Annotated in this window: 12 protein-coding genes and 1 pseudogene; 6 read left to right on the forward strand and 7 right to left on the reverse strand. The window is 58.7% G+C overall.

From position 1 onward, the window contains the following. Positions 1 to 24: 24 nt before the first annotated feature. The 3 genes and pseudogenes from OHD62_RS33720 (at position 25) to OHD62_RS33730 (ending at position 2,338) form a co-directional block, all read left to right on the forward strand. Positions 25 to 1,077, forward strand: a complete 1,053-nt coding sequence (locus OHD62_RS33720) for an LLM class flavin-dependent oxidoreductase (protein ID WP_263791930.1) — start codon at positions 25 to 27, stop codon at positions 1,075 to 1,077. Between the two features lie 293 nt (positions 1,078 to 1,370). Then, positions 1,371 to 1,684, forward strand: a pseudogene (gene fdxB, locus OHD62_RS33725) (ferredoxin III, nif-specific). A 33-nt stretch (positions 1,685 to 1,717) separates the two neighbouring features. Then, entirely contained in the window at positions 1,718 to 2,338 is a 621-nt protein-coding gene (locus OHD62_RS33730; RefSeq protein ID WP_263791847.1) for a nitrogen fixation protein NifQ, read from the forward strand. On the opposite strand, the gene rpoN is transcribed toward OHD62_RS33730, so the two are convergent. The 7 genes from rpoN to OHD62_RS33765 all read right to left on the reverse strand — a co-directional run bounded on the left by rpoN (position 2,335) and on the right by OHD62_RS33765 (position 10,145). After that, positions 2,335 to 3,819 (reverse strand): RNA polymerase factor sigma-54, encoded by a 1,485-nt coding sequence (gene rpoN, locus OHD62_RS33735; RefSeq protein ID WP_263791848.1) that lies wholly within the window; start codon positions 3,817 to 3,819, stop codon positions 2,335 to 2,337. The genes OHD62_RS33730 and rpoN overlap by 4 nt on opposite strands. A gap of 70 nt (positions 3,820 to 3,889) precedes the next feature. Then, on the reverse strand, positions 3,890 to 4,423 hold the full coding sequence (locus tag OHD62_RS33740) for a peroxiredoxin (protein ID WP_006199568.1): 534 nt from the start codon (positions 4,421 to 4,423) through the stop codon (positions 3,890 to 3,892). Positions 4,424 to 4,425: 2 nt separating this feature from the next. Continuing rightward, positions 4,426 to 5,037, reverse strand: a complete 612-nt coding sequence (locus OHD62_RS33745) for a hypothetical protein (protein ID WP_263791851.1) — start codon at positions 5,035 to 5,037, stop codon at positions 4,426 to 4,428. Between the two features lie 1,283 nt (positions 5,038 to 6,320). After that, a complete protein-coding gene (locus OHD62_RS33750) occupies positions 6,321 to 7,436 on the reverse strand; it encodes a Fic family protein (protein ID WP_263791853.1) in 1,116 nt (371 codons plus the stop codon). 546 nt (positions 7,437 to 7,982) lie between these two features. Continuing rightward, positions 7,983 to 8,948 (reverse strand): DUF4238 domain-containing protein, encoded by a 966-nt coding sequence (locus tag OHD62_RS33755; protein ID WP_006199562.1) that lies wholly within the window; start codon positions 8,946 to 8,948, stop codon positions 7,983 to 7,985. Next, a complete protein-coding gene (locus OHD62_RS33760; protein WP_263791856.1) occupies positions 8,948 to 9,208 on the reverse strand; it encodes a hypothetical protein in 261 nt (86 codons plus the stop codon). Before OHD62_RS33760 ends, OHD62_RS33755 begins: the two co-directional genes overlap by 1 nt. Positions 9,209 to 9,218: 10 nt before the next feature. Continuing rightward, a complete protein-coding gene (locus OHD62_RS33765; RefSeq protein ID WP_263791857.1) occupies positions 9,219 to 10,145 on the reverse strand; it encodes an AbiJ-NTD4 domain-containing protein in 927 nt (308 codons plus the stop codon). A gap of 853 nt (positions 10,146 to 10,998) precedes the next feature. Here OHD62_RS33765 and nifH point away from each other — a divergent pair. The 3 genes from nifH (at position 10,999) to nifK (ending at position 15,164) form a co-directional block, all read left to right on the forward strand. Beyond that, positions 10,999 to 11,892, forward strand: a complete 894-nt coding sequence (nifH, locus tag OHD62_RS33770) for a nitrogenase iron protein (protein ID WP_263791859.1) — start codon at positions 10,999 to 11,001, stop codon at positions 11,890 to 11,892. Between the two features lie 101 nt (positions 11,893 to 11,993). Beyond that, the gene (nifD, locus tag OHD62_RS33775) at positions 11,994 to 13,496 is read left to right on the forward strand and encodes a nitrogenase molybdenum-iron protein alpha chain (protein ID WP_263791861.1); all 1,503 of its coding nucleotides are present in this window, start codon (positions 11,994 to 11,996) and stop codon (positions 13,494 to 13,496) included. A 126-nt stretch (positions 13,497 to 13,622) separates the two neighbouring features. Continuing rightward, positions 13,623 to 15,164 (forward strand): nitrogenase molybdenum-iron protein subunit beta, encoded by a 1,542-nt coding sequence (nifK, locus tag OHD62_RS33780; protein ID WP_263791863.1) that lies wholly within the window; start codon positions 13,623 to 13,625, stop codon positions 15,162 to 15,164. Positions 15,165 to 15,207 lie beyond the last annotated feature (43 nt).

Consider the following 15,207-nt stretch of genomic DNA (forward strand, 5'->3'; position numbering starts at 1 on the left):
CCCTTTGTAAGACAAGGACACACCATGGAATTCGCGACCTTCATCCTGGCCGCCCAGCGCGGCTATCATCAATCGTGCGACAGCGTCATCCGCAACTCCATCGAACAGACCGTCGTTTCCGAGCAGGCAGGCTTCGGTACCGCGTGGTTCGCGGAGCACCACTTCAACAACTACAGCCTGATTCCCTCGCCCTTGATGATGGTGGCGCACTGCGCCGGCGTGACGAGCACCATTCGCCTGGGCACTGCTGTGTGCGTGCTACCGCTCTATCAACCGCAACGCCTGCTTTCCGAGATCGGCTTCGCCGACATCGTCGCGAACGGCCGTCTCGAGCTCGGCGTCGGCTCGGGATACCAGCAATTCGAGTTCGAGCGCTTCGGCGCGAATATTGAGGAGGCGCCGGCCCTCTTTTCGGAACACTTGGACATCCTTCTGAAGGGCCTCAACCAAGACATCTTCGAGCACAACGGCCAGTATCAGAACATACCCCCGACGGCGATTTCGGTGCGCACCGTCCAGAAGCCGACCCCGCCGATCTGGATCGCCAGCGGGCCAGCACGCATAGGCCGGGCCTATCGCGAAGGACACAATTTCTTTGTCACAGCATTCCACAACGGCTTGGAGACCTTGAGCGCGCTGCGCGAAACAATCGAGAAGACGGCGGCTTGCGAACGCAAGAATGTCACGGACGCCAAGATATCTCTGCTGCGTTGCTGCTATGCCAGCGACGACGAGGACGAGATCAACAGCTATCTCGACAACGCCCGCTTCCAGCGCCGGCTGTCCGAGGCACTGCATCAGCGCCGCCAGCAGAGCCTGGACGGTTATCTGCTGCAGGAAACGCCTACGCAGCAGGATCTCTCATTCGAAACTATGCGCCAGAACCTGCCGATCGGCAGCGTGAATCGCGTGATTGATCGCCTGCTGGAAGAAATCGATATCTTGAAACCGGACCAGATCGCTATTCAGACCCAATTGGGGGATTTCGACCAGAAGACGATGCTGCGGCAGATCGAGCTTTGGGGCGACAAGATCATTCCAGCGATCAACAAGTCGCTCGCGCATGCCGGCGGTTGACCGCAACGGCTTGAACTCTCACCTCTGCCGCTTGATCGTTTCAAAGCGCGGTCAACACCGGCGCACGGAGCGTCTTGGGGTCGCTGCTTGCGATTGACTCGGGGTCGAAGGTGCAGTCAGAAAGGGATTTTTAACGAATGCCTTGCCCGGCCTCCGGCGACTGTTCCCTGGCCCCTAGCCGCAGGCAGCGTTTAGCATGCCGCTCGCACGGCGAGGCTGCCGGCTTCAGCAAAGCGTTCGCACGACGGGCCCTCAGCAAGGGCACGAGAGTTCGGTGTGTCGGAGAATTCCCGATGCGTCGCGCTTTCGTCACCCGCGACGGCTCCAGACGAATGCCGCGATATCTGACCGCGATCGACGGCACGACCTGGATGACTGCGGCCGCTGTTTCAACGTCTGCTCGCGCGCGGTCTTGCATCGTTACAGCTTCGATGACGCGGGTGAAATTCTCGGCGCCCGCGACGGCGAGGGCGATGTCGCCGGCGAGCTCAATCGCATGATCATGGTTCTCGACCGCCGCGCGGCTGCATTGGCTGCCCAGTCTGCGCCCTCGTCTGCCCGAAGAACTGACAGACGCCCTGTTGCGGCGGACCGGGTCGCGGCATGACTTGATGGGACAAACCAGAGGAGAATGGCACCTATGTTCGCCCGTCACTATGGCTGGTTCATCGACCGCCAACGGCCGCGGATCGAGCTGGAAAGCGAGTTTGACCAGCATGTGCTTGGCTGTGTGCTTTCATGTGCGCTCGAGGAACTCGAGGCCGGCGAGGCGACGGCAACGGAAGCAACCGGCCTTTCGCGCGCCGAGCTGCGCGATGTCCTGTCCCGCGGGTTCCCTGCTATCCCTATCGGAGCGTTCGCTTTAGAAGAGGTGGACGAGGCCGAGCCGGATCTGGAGGAAGAACTCCTGCGCGGCCTGCTTTTGGCGCATGCCCGGCCGGGCGACCTGGCGAGCGTCCGGTTCGCCAAGATCATCGCCCGGCGTGCCATGCGCAATGACCATCTGTGGCAGGACCTTGGACTTTTCAATCGGGCCGAGGTCAGCCGCTTGCTTGCCACGCATTTCCCAACGCTAGCGGCTGGCAATACCAAAAACATGAAATGGAAGAAGTACTTTTACCGCAAGCTTTGCGAGGCTGAAGGTTTTTCCCTATGCACCGCGCCGAGTTGCCGGAAATGCAATGATTTCGAAAGCTGCTTCGGCCCGGAGGAAGGCGAAAGTCGCCTCGCACGGATCAAGAACAGGATCGCTTTGGATTAAGCGCCGCTTTGGTCAGCGGTACCAGGCGTCAGGCCCTGATTGGCACTGAGCCATAAGCGCTTTTCCCGGCGCCGTTGTACGGAAGAGGGGATGTTCATCGCCTCGCGATATTTTGTGACGGTACGACGCGCGACATCGATGCCAGTTTCCTTCAGCCGGACAGCGATGTCATCGTCGGAAAGCACGTCACCTGGCGATTCGGCGGCAATTATCGCTTTGATCCGATGGCGGACAGCTTCGGCGGAGTGCGCCTCGCCGCCTTGACAGGAGACAAGCGCGACAGTGAAGAAATACTTCAGTTCGAACACCCCGCGCGGGGTAAGCATGTACTTGTTCGAGGTCACCCGGCTCACGGTTGACTCATGCACGTTGATCGCTTCGGCGACAGTCCTGAGATTGAGAGGCCGCAGATGGGCGACGCCATGTTCCAAGAAGGCACCCTGCTGTCGCACGATTTCAGCCGTAACCTTAAGAATTGTCTTGGCGCGCTGATCGAGGCTGCGGATCAGCCAGTTCGCGTTTTGCAGGCATTCGTTGAGAAATGCTTGATCTTTCGGATTTTGGTCGGTGTGACGCGAGACTTCGGCCAAGTAGGTTTGGTTGATCAGCAGCTTGGGCAACGTGTCGGGATCAAGTTCGATCTGCCATCCGCCTCCCGGCGAGGGCGTGACCCAGACGTCGGGTATGATGGATTCCGGCGCTCCGGATTGGAATCGGTTTCCAGGCTTGGGATCGAGCGCACGGATTTCATGCAACATGTCGAGAAGGTCTTCTTGATCGACGCCGCAAAGCTGCTTTAATGCCTGAAAATCGCGTCGTGCAAGCAGCTCGAGATTGGCAACCAAGGCTGCCATCGCCGGGTCGAACCGGTCTCGCTGGCGTAACTGTATCTCGAGACATTCGCTGAGAGTTCGAGCAAAAATTCCCGGTGGATCAAATTGCTGCAAGGTTGCGAGAACCCGTTCCAGATTGGCCTCCCGGACATTTAGGCGCTCGGCCAGCTCCGAAAGCCGTGCCTGAAGATAGCCGGTGTCTTCCAGATGAGCGGCAAGCTGGCCAGCTATCAGCCGCTCCTGCGGTGTGAATGGCGTGAGCGCGATCTGGCCAGCGACATGGTCGTGCAATGTTTCGGTGGAGGTGGTAAACTCGTCCAAGGTAGGGCGATTACCCGGCGGGTTGTTCGTCGTGTTGCGCAGCGATTTCCAATCCCCGAGCCGTTCGGAGGCCCCGGCGCTCGTCGGCCTATCAATGTCGTTTTCGCGTGCGCCGATCTGATCCTCCCCCGACATCGGCAAAACATCGCCAAAAGACTCGCCGTCGTTTGAAGCAGGCTCCAAAAGCGGGTTCTTCTCGAGTTCCTGCTCCACGAACTGATGCAGTTCGGCACGCGCCAGTTGCAGCAAGCGAATCGACGCAATCAGCTGAGGCGATGCGACCATAGATTGCTTCTGGCGTTGAAGCAGGCTTGCTGAGGATTGCATGGTTAGCCCTCAAAACCGATTGGGGAGGCTCTTGGCCGTGCGTAGTGGGATCGGCGAGACGTTACCCCCGTCATGCGGGGGCCTTCAGTGTTTCAAGGACGTTTTGCGGGGATGAGACACCATAAGGATCGGCCTCGCAGTTGTCGGAGAAACCTTCTTCCTCGAACCACTGCTCCACCGCGCCATTGTTGATCAGGGCGGCGTAGCGCCAGGAGCGCATGCCGAAGCCGAGATTGTCCTTGGCGACCAGCATGCCCATTTTGCGCGTGAACTCGCCGGAGCCGTCGGGAATGAGCTCGACCTTCTGCAGGCCCAAGCTCTTCGCCCACGCATTCATGACGAAGGCATCGTTGACGGAGACGCAGTAGATCGCGTCAATGCCCTCCTTCGCAAACTCGTCATAGAGCTTTTCGAAATTGGGCACTTGGTAGGTCGAGCAGGTCGGGGTGAAGGCGCCAGGCAGCGAGAACAGGACGACCCGCTTGCCCCCGAAATAGTCGTCGGATGTCTTGTCTTCCCAGCGGTATGGATTTGGCCCCTCAACGTTCTCATCACGAACACGCGTGCGAAAGGTGACGAAGGGAACCTTCTTTGTAACGGTCATCACTATTGCTCCTTTGGAAGAAAACTGGTGCATGGTTTCATGGTTTGGGCCGATGCAGCGTCGGCCGGCATGGCGGACATGAGATGCGGACCTTTGCGGCTTTCATTCTTTTCCATCCAGTTGCCTGGGAAGCCCTTGGCTCGTTGTCTTTGTGACCCGAACGGCCGTGTCGATATGGGTGATCCGGGTGCCTTCAAGCGGCTCGAGCAGGCCTTCGACGGCGACCGCGCTGGAAGCGATATCAATGACCCGCTGCTCGTCCTTGAGGAAAAATAGAGGGGATCGGCAGTGTCGTTGTCGAAATAGGCGTGTGACGCCTCAACTGTGACGTCGCGCAAGAGCCTCGCTTCACGGAACTGCTCCGGCGTGTTGGCCAGTGACACGCCGGCGTAGGCATGGGTGGCCCTTTGATGCAGTTCTTCGGCATTCACATGCTGATGAGGACCGACAAGCAGCAATTGGGCGAGCGCCCCACGTTTGGATGTCGGCGTCGGGCCAGATGTGCGCGGAACAGCTACCGAGCACGGATGTCTGGAGAGGATGACATCCCGATGTTTAACCGGAATGGACCCGGTCTCCTCAGGCGCTAGTCTGGAACGTCGCCTGTTGGCCATGGGTTGCTCGTAGCTTTCTCTGTGCCTTTGTCGGTTCTAGTGTGTGCTGCAAACTCCATGCCATCTGACTTGAAAGCAGCGGGTTAAAGCGATCTTTTTGCCTTCAGAGAAAGGACCATGCCTTCGCCAAGACCCCGCGCCATAGTCGCTTGCCTCACGCGCACCGAGCAAAGGTGCTGCCCTGCGATTGCATCACCGGATTCTAAGGTGTTCCCTTGGAGATCGAAGGGATATCCGCCGACCGTGTCGTGAAGAGACGACATGCTGCCAATTTCCAAATCGCAGCTGAATGTTCGCGGATGCCCGTATTTTGGTCGCACCTGCGCACCGCCTCGAGCATAGGCTGGCATGTTCTCGGCGCAGCCGCGCCGGCGGCCACGATCAGCGGACGAGGAGCCGCCACGAAGGAAAGCCTGCCGGCTAAGATGGCGATCTCATCAGGCTGGCGGACGACATCACGTCGAAACCCATGTCCGCCGCGGCGATTGCGGCTTCCACAGCCCCTGCATCGACCGCCGGGTTCTTTTTCCGGCGCCGCTTTGTCGCAACCTTGCGGCGGCAGCGGTCCCATGAAACCTTTGTGTCCGAAGGTGGACAAAAATGTCGGAAGCCCGACCAAAGGGTGAGGGGCGGGCCGCGGAACGGAGAAGGAGTTCAACGCGGACGGTACACTAATTCGGCACGCGTCTTGATGATTCTGTCACGGCGGGCGGCAATGGCATCTCCGATGGGACCGCAGAGCGGTTGGTGATGAAGCGCTTCGTGCGGCAGCCGTGACAAATATGTCCACCCCGATAGAGGGAGTGGAGGGTAGGACAAGCATGGTGGGCAGACATACTGATGCGCGGGAGTTCGTGCGATTCCAGGCGGCGATGCGCGGATCTGCGGAGACGATCGCCGTCCTGACGGTCGGCGCCAGCAAAAATCGCAAGGGGCTTACCGCCACCCGCGGCCCACTCCGGAGGGGGCCGTGACAGTCACATGCGCAGAGGCGTGCGTATCGCTTTGCGAAAAACTATGTAACGCAACGTCTTATCGGACAGCGTTCCGATAAGCACTCGCCAGATCTCGACCATTCTCGGCGTCAGCCCTGTCCCGGTGCGCGAAGCTCTGTTTCGCGTGTCGCATGAAGGCCTGATGGACTTTGTTCCTGAAAAGGGTTTCTACGCGAAGACGTGCCGTGTCAGCCAATCGACGACTTCCTGCCGGCTTGCCGCCAGCCACCCTCAATGCTCAGGCAAGCAGGCTCTTTGACAGCCTGCTTCTTCTTTCTCTGTTATGGTTTACGCGCGGCCAGCAAGTATGTTCAACGCGTAACGGGTGTGTCGCCGTTCGCCGGTTCTTATCAGTGCACCCTTGGCAACGAGGTCCTGCAAATCTCTTGTCGCCGTCGCGCGCGATGCCTGGGTGATGGCGATATAATTCTCGGCGCTGAGCCCTCCTTTGAAGCCGTCGATGCCTTCGCGGAACATGCGGGCGATGACCTTTTCCTGCCGCTCGGTGAATTGACCCCGGTAGCGTTCGTAAAACTTGGCCTTGGCGACAGAGAATTCAACACGGGCGAGGGTTACGCGCTGGGCTTCAAGGATCGTGTTGGCGAAGTATAGCAGCCAATTGGTAATCGCGTTGCTCTTGTTGTTGGCCTCCAGGCTATCGTAATAGGCTTTGCGGTGGCGCTCGATCGTGTAGGCCAACGCGATGAGGCTGGGCTCGCCCAGGTTTTGCGCCAACGCCTTTTCGCAAAGGGCACGCCCTATGCGACCGTTGCCATCCTCGAACGGGTGAATGCTCTCGAAATAAAGGTGCGCGATACCGGCACGCGTCAACGCCGGGATCGGTGTCTTGCCTTTGGGTGAGGTATCGTTGAACCAAGCGGCGAAGGCGTCCATTTCGGTTTTCACCCGCGCGGAGGGCGGCGCCTCGAAATGCACTTTGGGCTTATCCAGCCGATTGGAAACGATCTGCATAGCGTCGGCGTGCTGGCGATAATTCCCGATGGTCTCCATACGTCGTTCACCCGACATCACCATCTTGTGCCAAGCGTAGAGGGTGCGATGCGAGAGCGCGTCGGCAAAATGCAAATATACATCGGCCATCATTTCCGCGATGCCGCGCTCGGCAGGGGGAATGCGCCTAGTCTCCCTGCCCAATCCAAGTTGCTGGCGCAAGGATGATTGCAAACTCTCGCGGTTGAGGTACTCCCCCTCGATTGCGGATGTCTTCAAGGCTTCTTCGCTGATAAGGTCGATGCGGATTTGGTCGCGATCGTCGGACCCTACATGACGAAAGACGCCCAGGAACTCGCCCGATCGCAGCAGAAACTCGCTTTCCAGCGGTTCCAGCTTCTTCTTATCGTAGGTGAAATGCGGCCAGTCGGCCTGCTCCCAATTCCATGCCATGAGTTATAAGGCACCTCTCTATAACTCATTTTTACACAAATAGTGAGCTATAGCAATCTATGCTTTGCCTCAGAATTAGGGCTTCGCCCCCCGCACACACAAGGGCGCGGTCTCCGGAGGGTCGCACCTTCGGCTTGCGCGATCCGGTCCTCGGCCTTGTTTCTCCTGCTTGATGCGACCACCTGCATATTTGCTGCCTATCTGAACCTCGCCTCACGCTTCATGCCGACACGGCACAGACGCAAGGCTTACTTGATCTTCAGCGACAGGACCCAAGCGGTCTTATACTGCACGCCGAGTTCGCGGGAGAGATGCTGCGCGGCCTTGCGATTAATTGGCAACACCAAGCGCGGCGCTGGTAAATTGTCGCCTCGATGGATTTTCCGTCGAACGGCTTATGGGTTTTCTTACGCTGCTAAACCGTGATGTCGAAATCGTCATCCGCCCTAGCCGCGATGATCGGGAGGGGCAGGTCTCGGTGCATGCTCTGCGATGAGTGGGTAGCCGACTAGATGGCCAGAGCCTAAAACCGTCGGCGACTTTTCTCTACGGCAAAGACGGGCGTTGGTAGGGCATCACCCCCTGCTTAGCGACCACCATTTTGCCACCGCCCGGTGCTGGAATACGATCGACAAGCGACTCTACCCTATGATTGCGGTTCTTGCGTACAAACGGCAGTAGCCATTCTGCGTCGTCGTTGTAGAACACCATCGTCTCGGCAGCCCGCACCAATTGGCGGTTTACCTCTCGCGTTTCTTCAGGTCTCAACTTGCGAAACCGCGCACGAAAATGAGGGAACGAAAAGTCCAGTTCCATGCCGCGTTCGCGTATTTTTGGATGTATGCGAACCGCAATGTCGGGGGCCAATGGCACCGTCTTGCTCACGACGCGATTGTCGAAGGACGGTCCAAGCCCTACTGGGAAATCGCTCGTGAAAAATGTCCCGTAAGCGGGATCGGCGAACATTACATCCCACCCCGCGTTGCCAAGAACATCAACCCGCGCTTCGATGCTGGTTATGCCAATCGCCTGTGGGTATCTCTCGTTGACGTTGAACCGGACGGCGCCCATTTCAAGCAACTCGGTCATGCTCTTGTTGCCAAGCTCCTTCGGAGCAGCTGGGAAAAGGCCCTGGGCATCGATGATTTCTGCCGCCGATTGGAGGGTCGCTGCAATATGGGGAGTGCCGATACGCATTGCGGTCGGCGAACATGTCATGACATAGGCGACGAAGCCAGCGATGACGTAGACGGCCGTTTCATCAATATCCCGACGCCGTATCGCTTCGAGCGCCGTGTTGTAGTTTGGCTCCACGCGTTTTAGAAAGGCCTCGATCGCGCGAGGCTCGACCAAAAAATCATTGGTGCTGCCGTCCGGCCGACGGCACACATTGTCTGACCAAGGACGGAATTTTTTCAGGTCGTCTTTTTTGATCCCGACCAACGGTCCGCATCCGCCGTTGGAGTAAAAATTCTTCAAATGGACTTGCGAAACGAAGTGGTCGAGAGGCATCAGCCGCCGCCGGTGTTCCGGGCAATCTGCACCGCCGCGTCGCGCGAACCCCAACTGCCCTGAAAATACGCGTCAAGCGTTTCGCCGTCGGCAAACAGAGGCTCACCGCCCAGTGCGTCCCAATCTCCCTCCACACGGTCACCAACACTGAAAGAGCCTTCATCGCCGATCAATTCCACGACAGCGTAACCGTCATCGTGGTGCACGACGATCATGCCCTCGTTTCTCGAAACAAAAACAACCTGCCCAGCGCTGCGCATATTTCCCCCCCTAAAACGGTATCTCGTCGGTCAACTCACGAGCTGCGGGCTCACGCAACGGTTCTGGCGGGGGCGGCGGCGAGCGCTCCAAATGCTTGGAGATCAGAAAATTATGGAAGGCGGCGGCAATCTGAATAGCCAGATCTCCGTACACAGTCGGGATATTGACCACCGCTGCACCCTGTCCATGTCCACCTAGTTTGTTGCGCAGAAAAGGCAATGCCTTCAGGACCTGGTCGGTAAAACCATTCCTGACCGCCTCGGGCAGATCATCGAAAAAGCCCTGTTGAGCAAGTTCCTTGATGAGCTTGTCGCCGTTGGCATGGTCCAGTCCCGTAAGAACCTTCATCACGCTCTCGAAACTATGCCCTGAATAGAAGATGGCTTCGCGAACATCACCGGCGCCGAGATACTGCCGGGCCTTGGCGAACTCGTCGCCCGCGCCTGCAAACCGATTGGCCGTCAGAGCGTCGTGTGCGGTTTTGGCAAGCCTGGCCCCGATGAAATCGCCGTCCAGCTTGAAAAATTCACCGTCAGAGAGCCGCCAGGGGCAATCATGCAGCTCAAATATCTGGTTGACCTTCTGGCGTAGTGCTTCCTTCTCGGAATCATCCATTTGTCTGGCGGCCAGCTCGATTGTGTCAAAAACCCACGTGGCGTTGCCATGCTGAACCAGCAAACGTAGTTCGCCGGGCCGTTCAGACTGAGAACGTGATACGGGGAGTCGGTCCCAACCATGTTCGACGAGCAATTCGGACTCCACTTCCTCCAGAATGGATGATTGGGAAATCCAACGATCGTTTGGGTCGCGTTGGATATGCAGTGACGAATTGTTTGCCTGAAGCCACGCCCACAATTTGCGACGCGCCGCCTCCGGAATTTCCACGACCAGCTTGTTTTGTTCGATTGGACGAAAGTAACGCTGACTGAACAGCATGGGTTTCAAGCTCCAAAGATATCCAGGCACGATTGCGCTATCCTAGCCAGCCATATAGAACAAAGATAGAACGCAAACAATGAGCAACCGAGCGGTATCCGCCACCCATAAGAGGATACAGCTTCGCCTTGCGGCAGACGATGAGCAACAGCATGGGACTGCTGCGACCACGTTTCGTCTAGGGACGATTGATCACTAGAAGCCGCCTGTGGGACAAAAAAGCGACCGTCAAGCACATGCGATCCTAACTGCGAGAGTCCGCTTCCCACTGCTCATGCGGAGTTGTCGCCCAAATTTCCGCCTCACTAGCCGGACAACGGTCGGAGCCTCTGCCCCAAAAGCGGAACCCTTTGGTTCCTGGCGGGGTCCTTTGCCCCCTATTTTGTCAGGCCATCTGGCCCTTCGGCTATGGTAACAGTGGTATTTTCGACACGAAATTTACACAGAATCCTACACATAGCCGCATGTGCAAGTCAAATATGGTAATTATTTCAATGTGATGCTATTATGCGTATATGACTTAGAATCCCTTTCGCTGCGGGGTCCCGTTTCGCGCTAAAACAGGCGTTCCGCGGGGAAGATGGCTGGCTCCGGCGAGGTCAACAGTGGTCGCAAGTTACCATCCGACGCGTCCTGTCGCCTTTGTCGGGTCCGCTACACAGGGGCTTGTTTGGCCCATCTCTTGTTTCGCCTCACGCTAAACAGCTGAAAAGCAATCACGAAATCTATTCTTCGGCTCGGTCAGCCAAATTGGCACGAGTCTTGAAACCCCTTGGTGCGAGGCGGCGAGAGCTGCCGATCGGCATTCATGTCGCGGCAGCCGCGATGGATGGAACAAAGGAAGGAAAGCTACATGTCAGGTCTGCGTCAGATCGCATTCTACGGCAAGGGGGGCATCGGCAAGTCCACCACCTCCCAAAATACGCTCGCCGCACTTGTCGACCTCGGGCAGAAGATTCTCATCGTCGGCTGCGACCCTAAAGCCGACTCCACCCGCCTGATCCTGAATGCGAAGGCTCAGGATACGGTCCTGCACCTGGCCGCACAGGAAGGTTCGGTGGAAGACCTTGAACTCCAGGACGTGCTCAAGATTGGCTATAAGGGCATTAAGTGCGTGGAGTCCGGCGGTCCCGAGCCGGGTGTCGGCTGCGCTGGGCGTGGCGTCATCACCTCGATCAACTTCCTCGAGGAGAACGGCGCCTATGACGATGTCGACTATGTCTCCTATGACGTGCTCGGGGATGTGGTGTGCGGCGGTTTCGCGATGCCGATCCGCGAGAACAAGGCCCAGGAAATCTACATCGTCATGTCGGGCGAGATGATGGCGCTCTATGCCGCCAACAACATCGCCAAGGGCATCCTGAAATACGCCCATTCGGGCGGCGTGCGGCTGGGTGGCCTGATCTGCAACGAGCGCCAGACCGACCGCGAGCTCGACCTCGCCGAAGCGCTGGCTTCCAGGCTCAATTCCAAGCTCATCCACTTCGTGCCGCGCGACAACATCGTCCAGCACGCCGAACTCAGGAAGATGTCGGTGATCCAGTATGCGCCGGACTGCAAGCAGGCGGGGGAATACCGCGCACTGGCCGAGAAGATCCATGTCAATTCGGGCCAGGGCACCATCCCCACCCCGATCACCATGGAGGAGCTCGAGGACATGCTGCTCGACTTCGGCATCATGAAGACCGAGGAGCAGATGCTTGCCGAGCTTCAGGCCAAGGAAACGCCGAAGGCGGCCGCGCAGTAACGACGGCTGTCAAGCCAACATGAGGCGTGGCCTTGAGCTGGCGCCTTTCGAACAACGGCGCCTCGTCGGTGAGGCGTCATGCGAACCTTGAAAGGGGTCCCATGAGCCTGGAATACGAAAATGACGGTGCCCTGCATGCGAAGCTTATCGAGGAGGTGCTGTCGCAATATCCCGACAAGGCGGCCAAGCGCCGCAAAAAGCACCTCAGTGTCGCAAAGAGCGGGGACGAGGCTGGCGAGGACGGCGAGGTCCTTTCCGAATGCGACGTCAAATCGAACATCAAGTCGATTCCCGGCGTGATGACAATTCGCGGCTGCGCCTATGCCGGCTCAAAGGGCGTGGTCTGGGGGCCAGTCAAGGATATGGTCCATATCTCGCACGGCCCGGTCGGCTGCGGGCAATATTCCTGGTCGCAGCGGCGCAACTACTACGTCGGTACGACGGGCATCAACACGTTCGGGACAATGCAGTTCACCTCCGACTTCCAGGAGAAGGACATTGTCTTCGGCGGCGACAAGAAGCTGGAACAGATCATCGACGAGATTGAGGAACTGTTTCCGCTGAACAACGGCATGAGCGTGCAATCCGAATGCCCGATTGGCCTGATTGGCGACGACACCGAAGCGGTGTCCCGCAACAAGGCCAAGGAGCACGAAAAGACGATCGTGCCGGTGCGCTGCGAGGGCTTCCGCGGCGTTTCGCAATCACTCGGCCACCACATCGCCAACGATGCTATCCGCGACTGGGTCTTCGAGAAGAAGGACGTCGAGTTCGAGGCCGGCCCATACGACGTCAACGTCATCGGCGACTACAATATCGGCGGCGACGCCTGGGCTTCGCGCATCCTGCTCGAGGAGATGGGCCTGCGCGTGGTCGGCAACTGGTCGGGCGACGCCACGCTCGCCGAGATAGAGCGCGCGCCGAAGGCCAAGCTCAACCTCATCCATTGCTACAGGTCGATGAACTACATCTGCCGGCATATGGAGGAAAAGTATGGCATCGACTGGATGGAGTACAATTTCTTCGGCCCTTCCCAGACGGAAGCCTCTCTGCGCAACATAGCCAAGCATTTCGGGCCGGAAATCGAGGACAAGGCCGAGGCCGTCATCACCAAATACCGGCCCCTGGTCGATGCGGTCATTGCCAAGTACCGGCCGCGCCTCGAAGGCAGGACGGTGATGCTCTATGTCGGCGGGCTGCGCCCCCGTCACGTCGTTACGGCCTATGAGGACCTGGGCATGGTGATCGTCGGCACCGGCTACGAATTTGGCCATAACGACGATTACCAGCGTACCGGCCATTACGTGAAGAAGGGCACGCTGATCTATGACGACGTGACCGGTTACGAGCTGGAGAAGTTCATCGAGGGGATCCGTCCTGATCTCGTTGGCTCCGGCATCAAGGAAAAATACCCGGTGCAGAAGATGGGCATCCCGTTCCGTCAAATGCATTCCTGGGATTATTCCGGCCCGTATCACGGCTATGACGGCTTCGCCATCTTCGCCCGCGACATGGATCTGGCCATCAACAACCCGGTCTGGGACCTCTACGACGCCCCCTGGAAGAAAAAAACCGAGCCGTCGACGGCGATCGCAGCCGAATAGAATCTAGGCCTTCCGGAGGCCGGGAGGCGACGAACGCCTGCGGCCCTGTGTCCGCGGGAGACCTGAAATGTCTTGACGTCCCTGTGCCGCCCTATGGCGCGGCCAGATGGAAAAGAGGTAACGACCATGCCGCAGTCGGCTGAAAAAGTTCTCGACCACGCTCCCCTGTTCCGCGAGCCGGAATACCGGCAGATGCTCGCCGAGAAGAAGCTGAATTTCGAGTGTCCGCACCCCGACCAGGTCGTTACCGATCAACGCGAATTCACCAAGACGTGGGAGTATCGCGAAAAGAACCTCGCCCGCGAAGCGCTTGTCGTGAACCCCGCCAAGGCCTGCCAGCCGCTCGGCGCGGTGTTCGCGGCCGCGGGCTTCGAGCGAACCATGTCCTTCGTCCACGGCAGCCAGGGCTGCGTGGCCTATTACCGTTCGCACCTGTCGCGCCATTTCAAGGAGCCCGCTTCGGCGGTTTCGTCCTCGATGACGGAGGACGCGGCAGTGTTCGGCGGCCTGAAGAACATGGTCGACGGGCTGGCCAACACGTATAAACTCTACGACCCGAAAATGATCGCCGTCTCGACCACGTGCATGGCCGAGGTGATTGGCGACGACCTGCACAGCTTCATCGAGAACGCCAGGGACGAAGGCTCGGTCCCGCGCGACTTCGATGTGCCCTTCGCCCACACGCCGGCCTTCGTCGGCAGCCATGTCGACGGCTATGACGGCACGGTCAAGGGCATTCTGGAGCACTTCTGGAAAGGCAAGGAGCGAACGCAAGCCGGTGGAACCATCAACATCATTCCGGGCTTCGACGGCTTTTGCGTTGGCAACAACCGGGAACTCAAGCGCCTGCTCGATGTGATGGGCGTGTCCTATACCTTCATCCAGGACGCCTCTGACCAGTTCGACACGCCCTCGGACGGCGAATACCGCATGTACGACGGCGGCACGAAGATCGAAGACGTGAAGAAGGCCCTCAACGCCGAAGCGACACTTTCACTTCAGCACTACAACACCCGAAAAACGCTGGAGTATTGCGAGGAGGTCGGGCAGGCGACGGCCTCGTTCCATTACCCGCTTGGCGTCCAGGCGACCGACGAATTGCTGATGAAGGTCTCGGCGATTTCCGGCAAGGAAATCCCCGAGACCATCCGCCTGGAGCGCGGCCGACTTGTTGACGCCATGGCGGACAGCCAATCCTGGCTGCACGGCAAGAAGTACGCGATCTACGGCGATCCGGATTTTGTCTACGCCATGGCCCGCTTCGCTATGGAGACCGGCGGCGAGCCGACGCATTGCCTCGCCACCAACGGCACCTCGGCATGGGAAGCCGAGTTGAAGCAACTGCTTGCATCCTCGCCCTTCGGCAAGGATGCTCAAGTCTGGGCGGGCAAGGACCTCTGGGCGATGCGCTCGCTGCTCTTCACCGAGCCGGTGGATCTGCTGATCGGCAATTCCCATGGCAAGTACCTGGAGCGCGACACCGGCACACCGCTGATCCGGCTGATGTTTCCGATCTTCGATCGGCACCATCACCATCGCTTTGCGCTCATGGGCTACCAAGGCGGCTTGCGCGTACTGACGACGATCCTCGACAAGATCTTCGACAAGCTTGATCGCGAGACAAGCGAGACGGGCGTGACGGACTATTCTTATGACCTCACCCGCTAAGGTTGGCGGCCGGCTTTCCGCCGCCGCCGTCCGTCCCCCCAAT

The sequence above is a fragment of the Mesorhizobium sp. YC-39 genome (genome assembly GCF_025753795.1).
Classification (GTDB): Bacteria; Pseudomonadota; Alphaproteobacteria; order Rhizobiales; family Rhizobiaceae; genus Mesorhizobium.

Excerpts from the sequence above, each read along its gene's own strand:
- OHD62_RS33740 (WP_006199568.1), bottom strand. The coding sequence starts at position 4,423 with ATGACCGTTACAAAGAAGGTTCCCTTCGTCACCTTTCGCACGCGTGTT.
- OHD62_RS33730 (WP_263791847.1), top strand. The coding sequence starts at position 1,718 with ATGTTCGCCCGTCACTATGGCTGGTTCATCGACCGCCAACGGCCGCGG.
- nifH (WP_263791859.1), top strand. The coding sequence starts at position 10,999 with ATGTCAGGTCTGCGTCAGATCGCATTCTACGGCAAGGGGGGCATCGGC.
- OHD62_RS33720 (WP_263791930.1), top strand. The coding sequence starts at position 25 with ATGGAATTCGCGACCTTCATCCTGGCCGCCCAGCGCGGCTATCATCAA.
- OHD62_RS33745 (WP_263791851.1), bottom strand. The coding sequence starts at position 5,037 with ATGGCCAACAGGCGACGTTCCAGACTAGCGCCTGAGGAGACCGGGTCC.
- OHD62_RS33760 (WP_263791856.1), bottom strand. The coding sequence starts at position 9,208 with ATGCGCAGCGCTGGGCAGGTTGTTTTTGTTTCGAGAAACGAGGGCATG.
- rpoN (WP_263791848.1), bottom strand. The coding sequence starts at position 3,819 with ATGCAATCCTCAGCAAGCCTGCTTCAACGCCAGAAGCAATCTATGGTC.
- OHD62_RS33755 (WP_006199562.1), bottom strand. The coding sequence starts at position 8,948 with ATGCCTCTCGACCACTTCGTTTCGCAAGTCCATTTGAAGAATTTTTAC.
- OHD62_RS33765 (WP_263791857.1), bottom strand. The coding sequence starts at position 10,145 with ATGCTGTTCAGTCAGCGTTACTTTCGTCCAATCGAACAAAACAAGCTG.
- nifD (WP_263791861.1), top strand. The coding sequence starts at position 11,994 with ATGAGCCTGGAATACGAAAATGACGGTGCCCTGCATGCGAAGCTTATC.
- nifK (WP_263791863.1), top strand. The coding sequence starts at position 13,623 with ATGCCGCAGTCGGCTGAAAAAGTTCTCGACCACGCTCCCCTGTTCCGC.
- OHD62_RS33750 (WP_263791853.1), bottom strand. The coding sequence starts at position 7,436 with ATGGCATGGAATTGGGAGCAGGCCGACTGGCCGCATTTCACCTACGAT.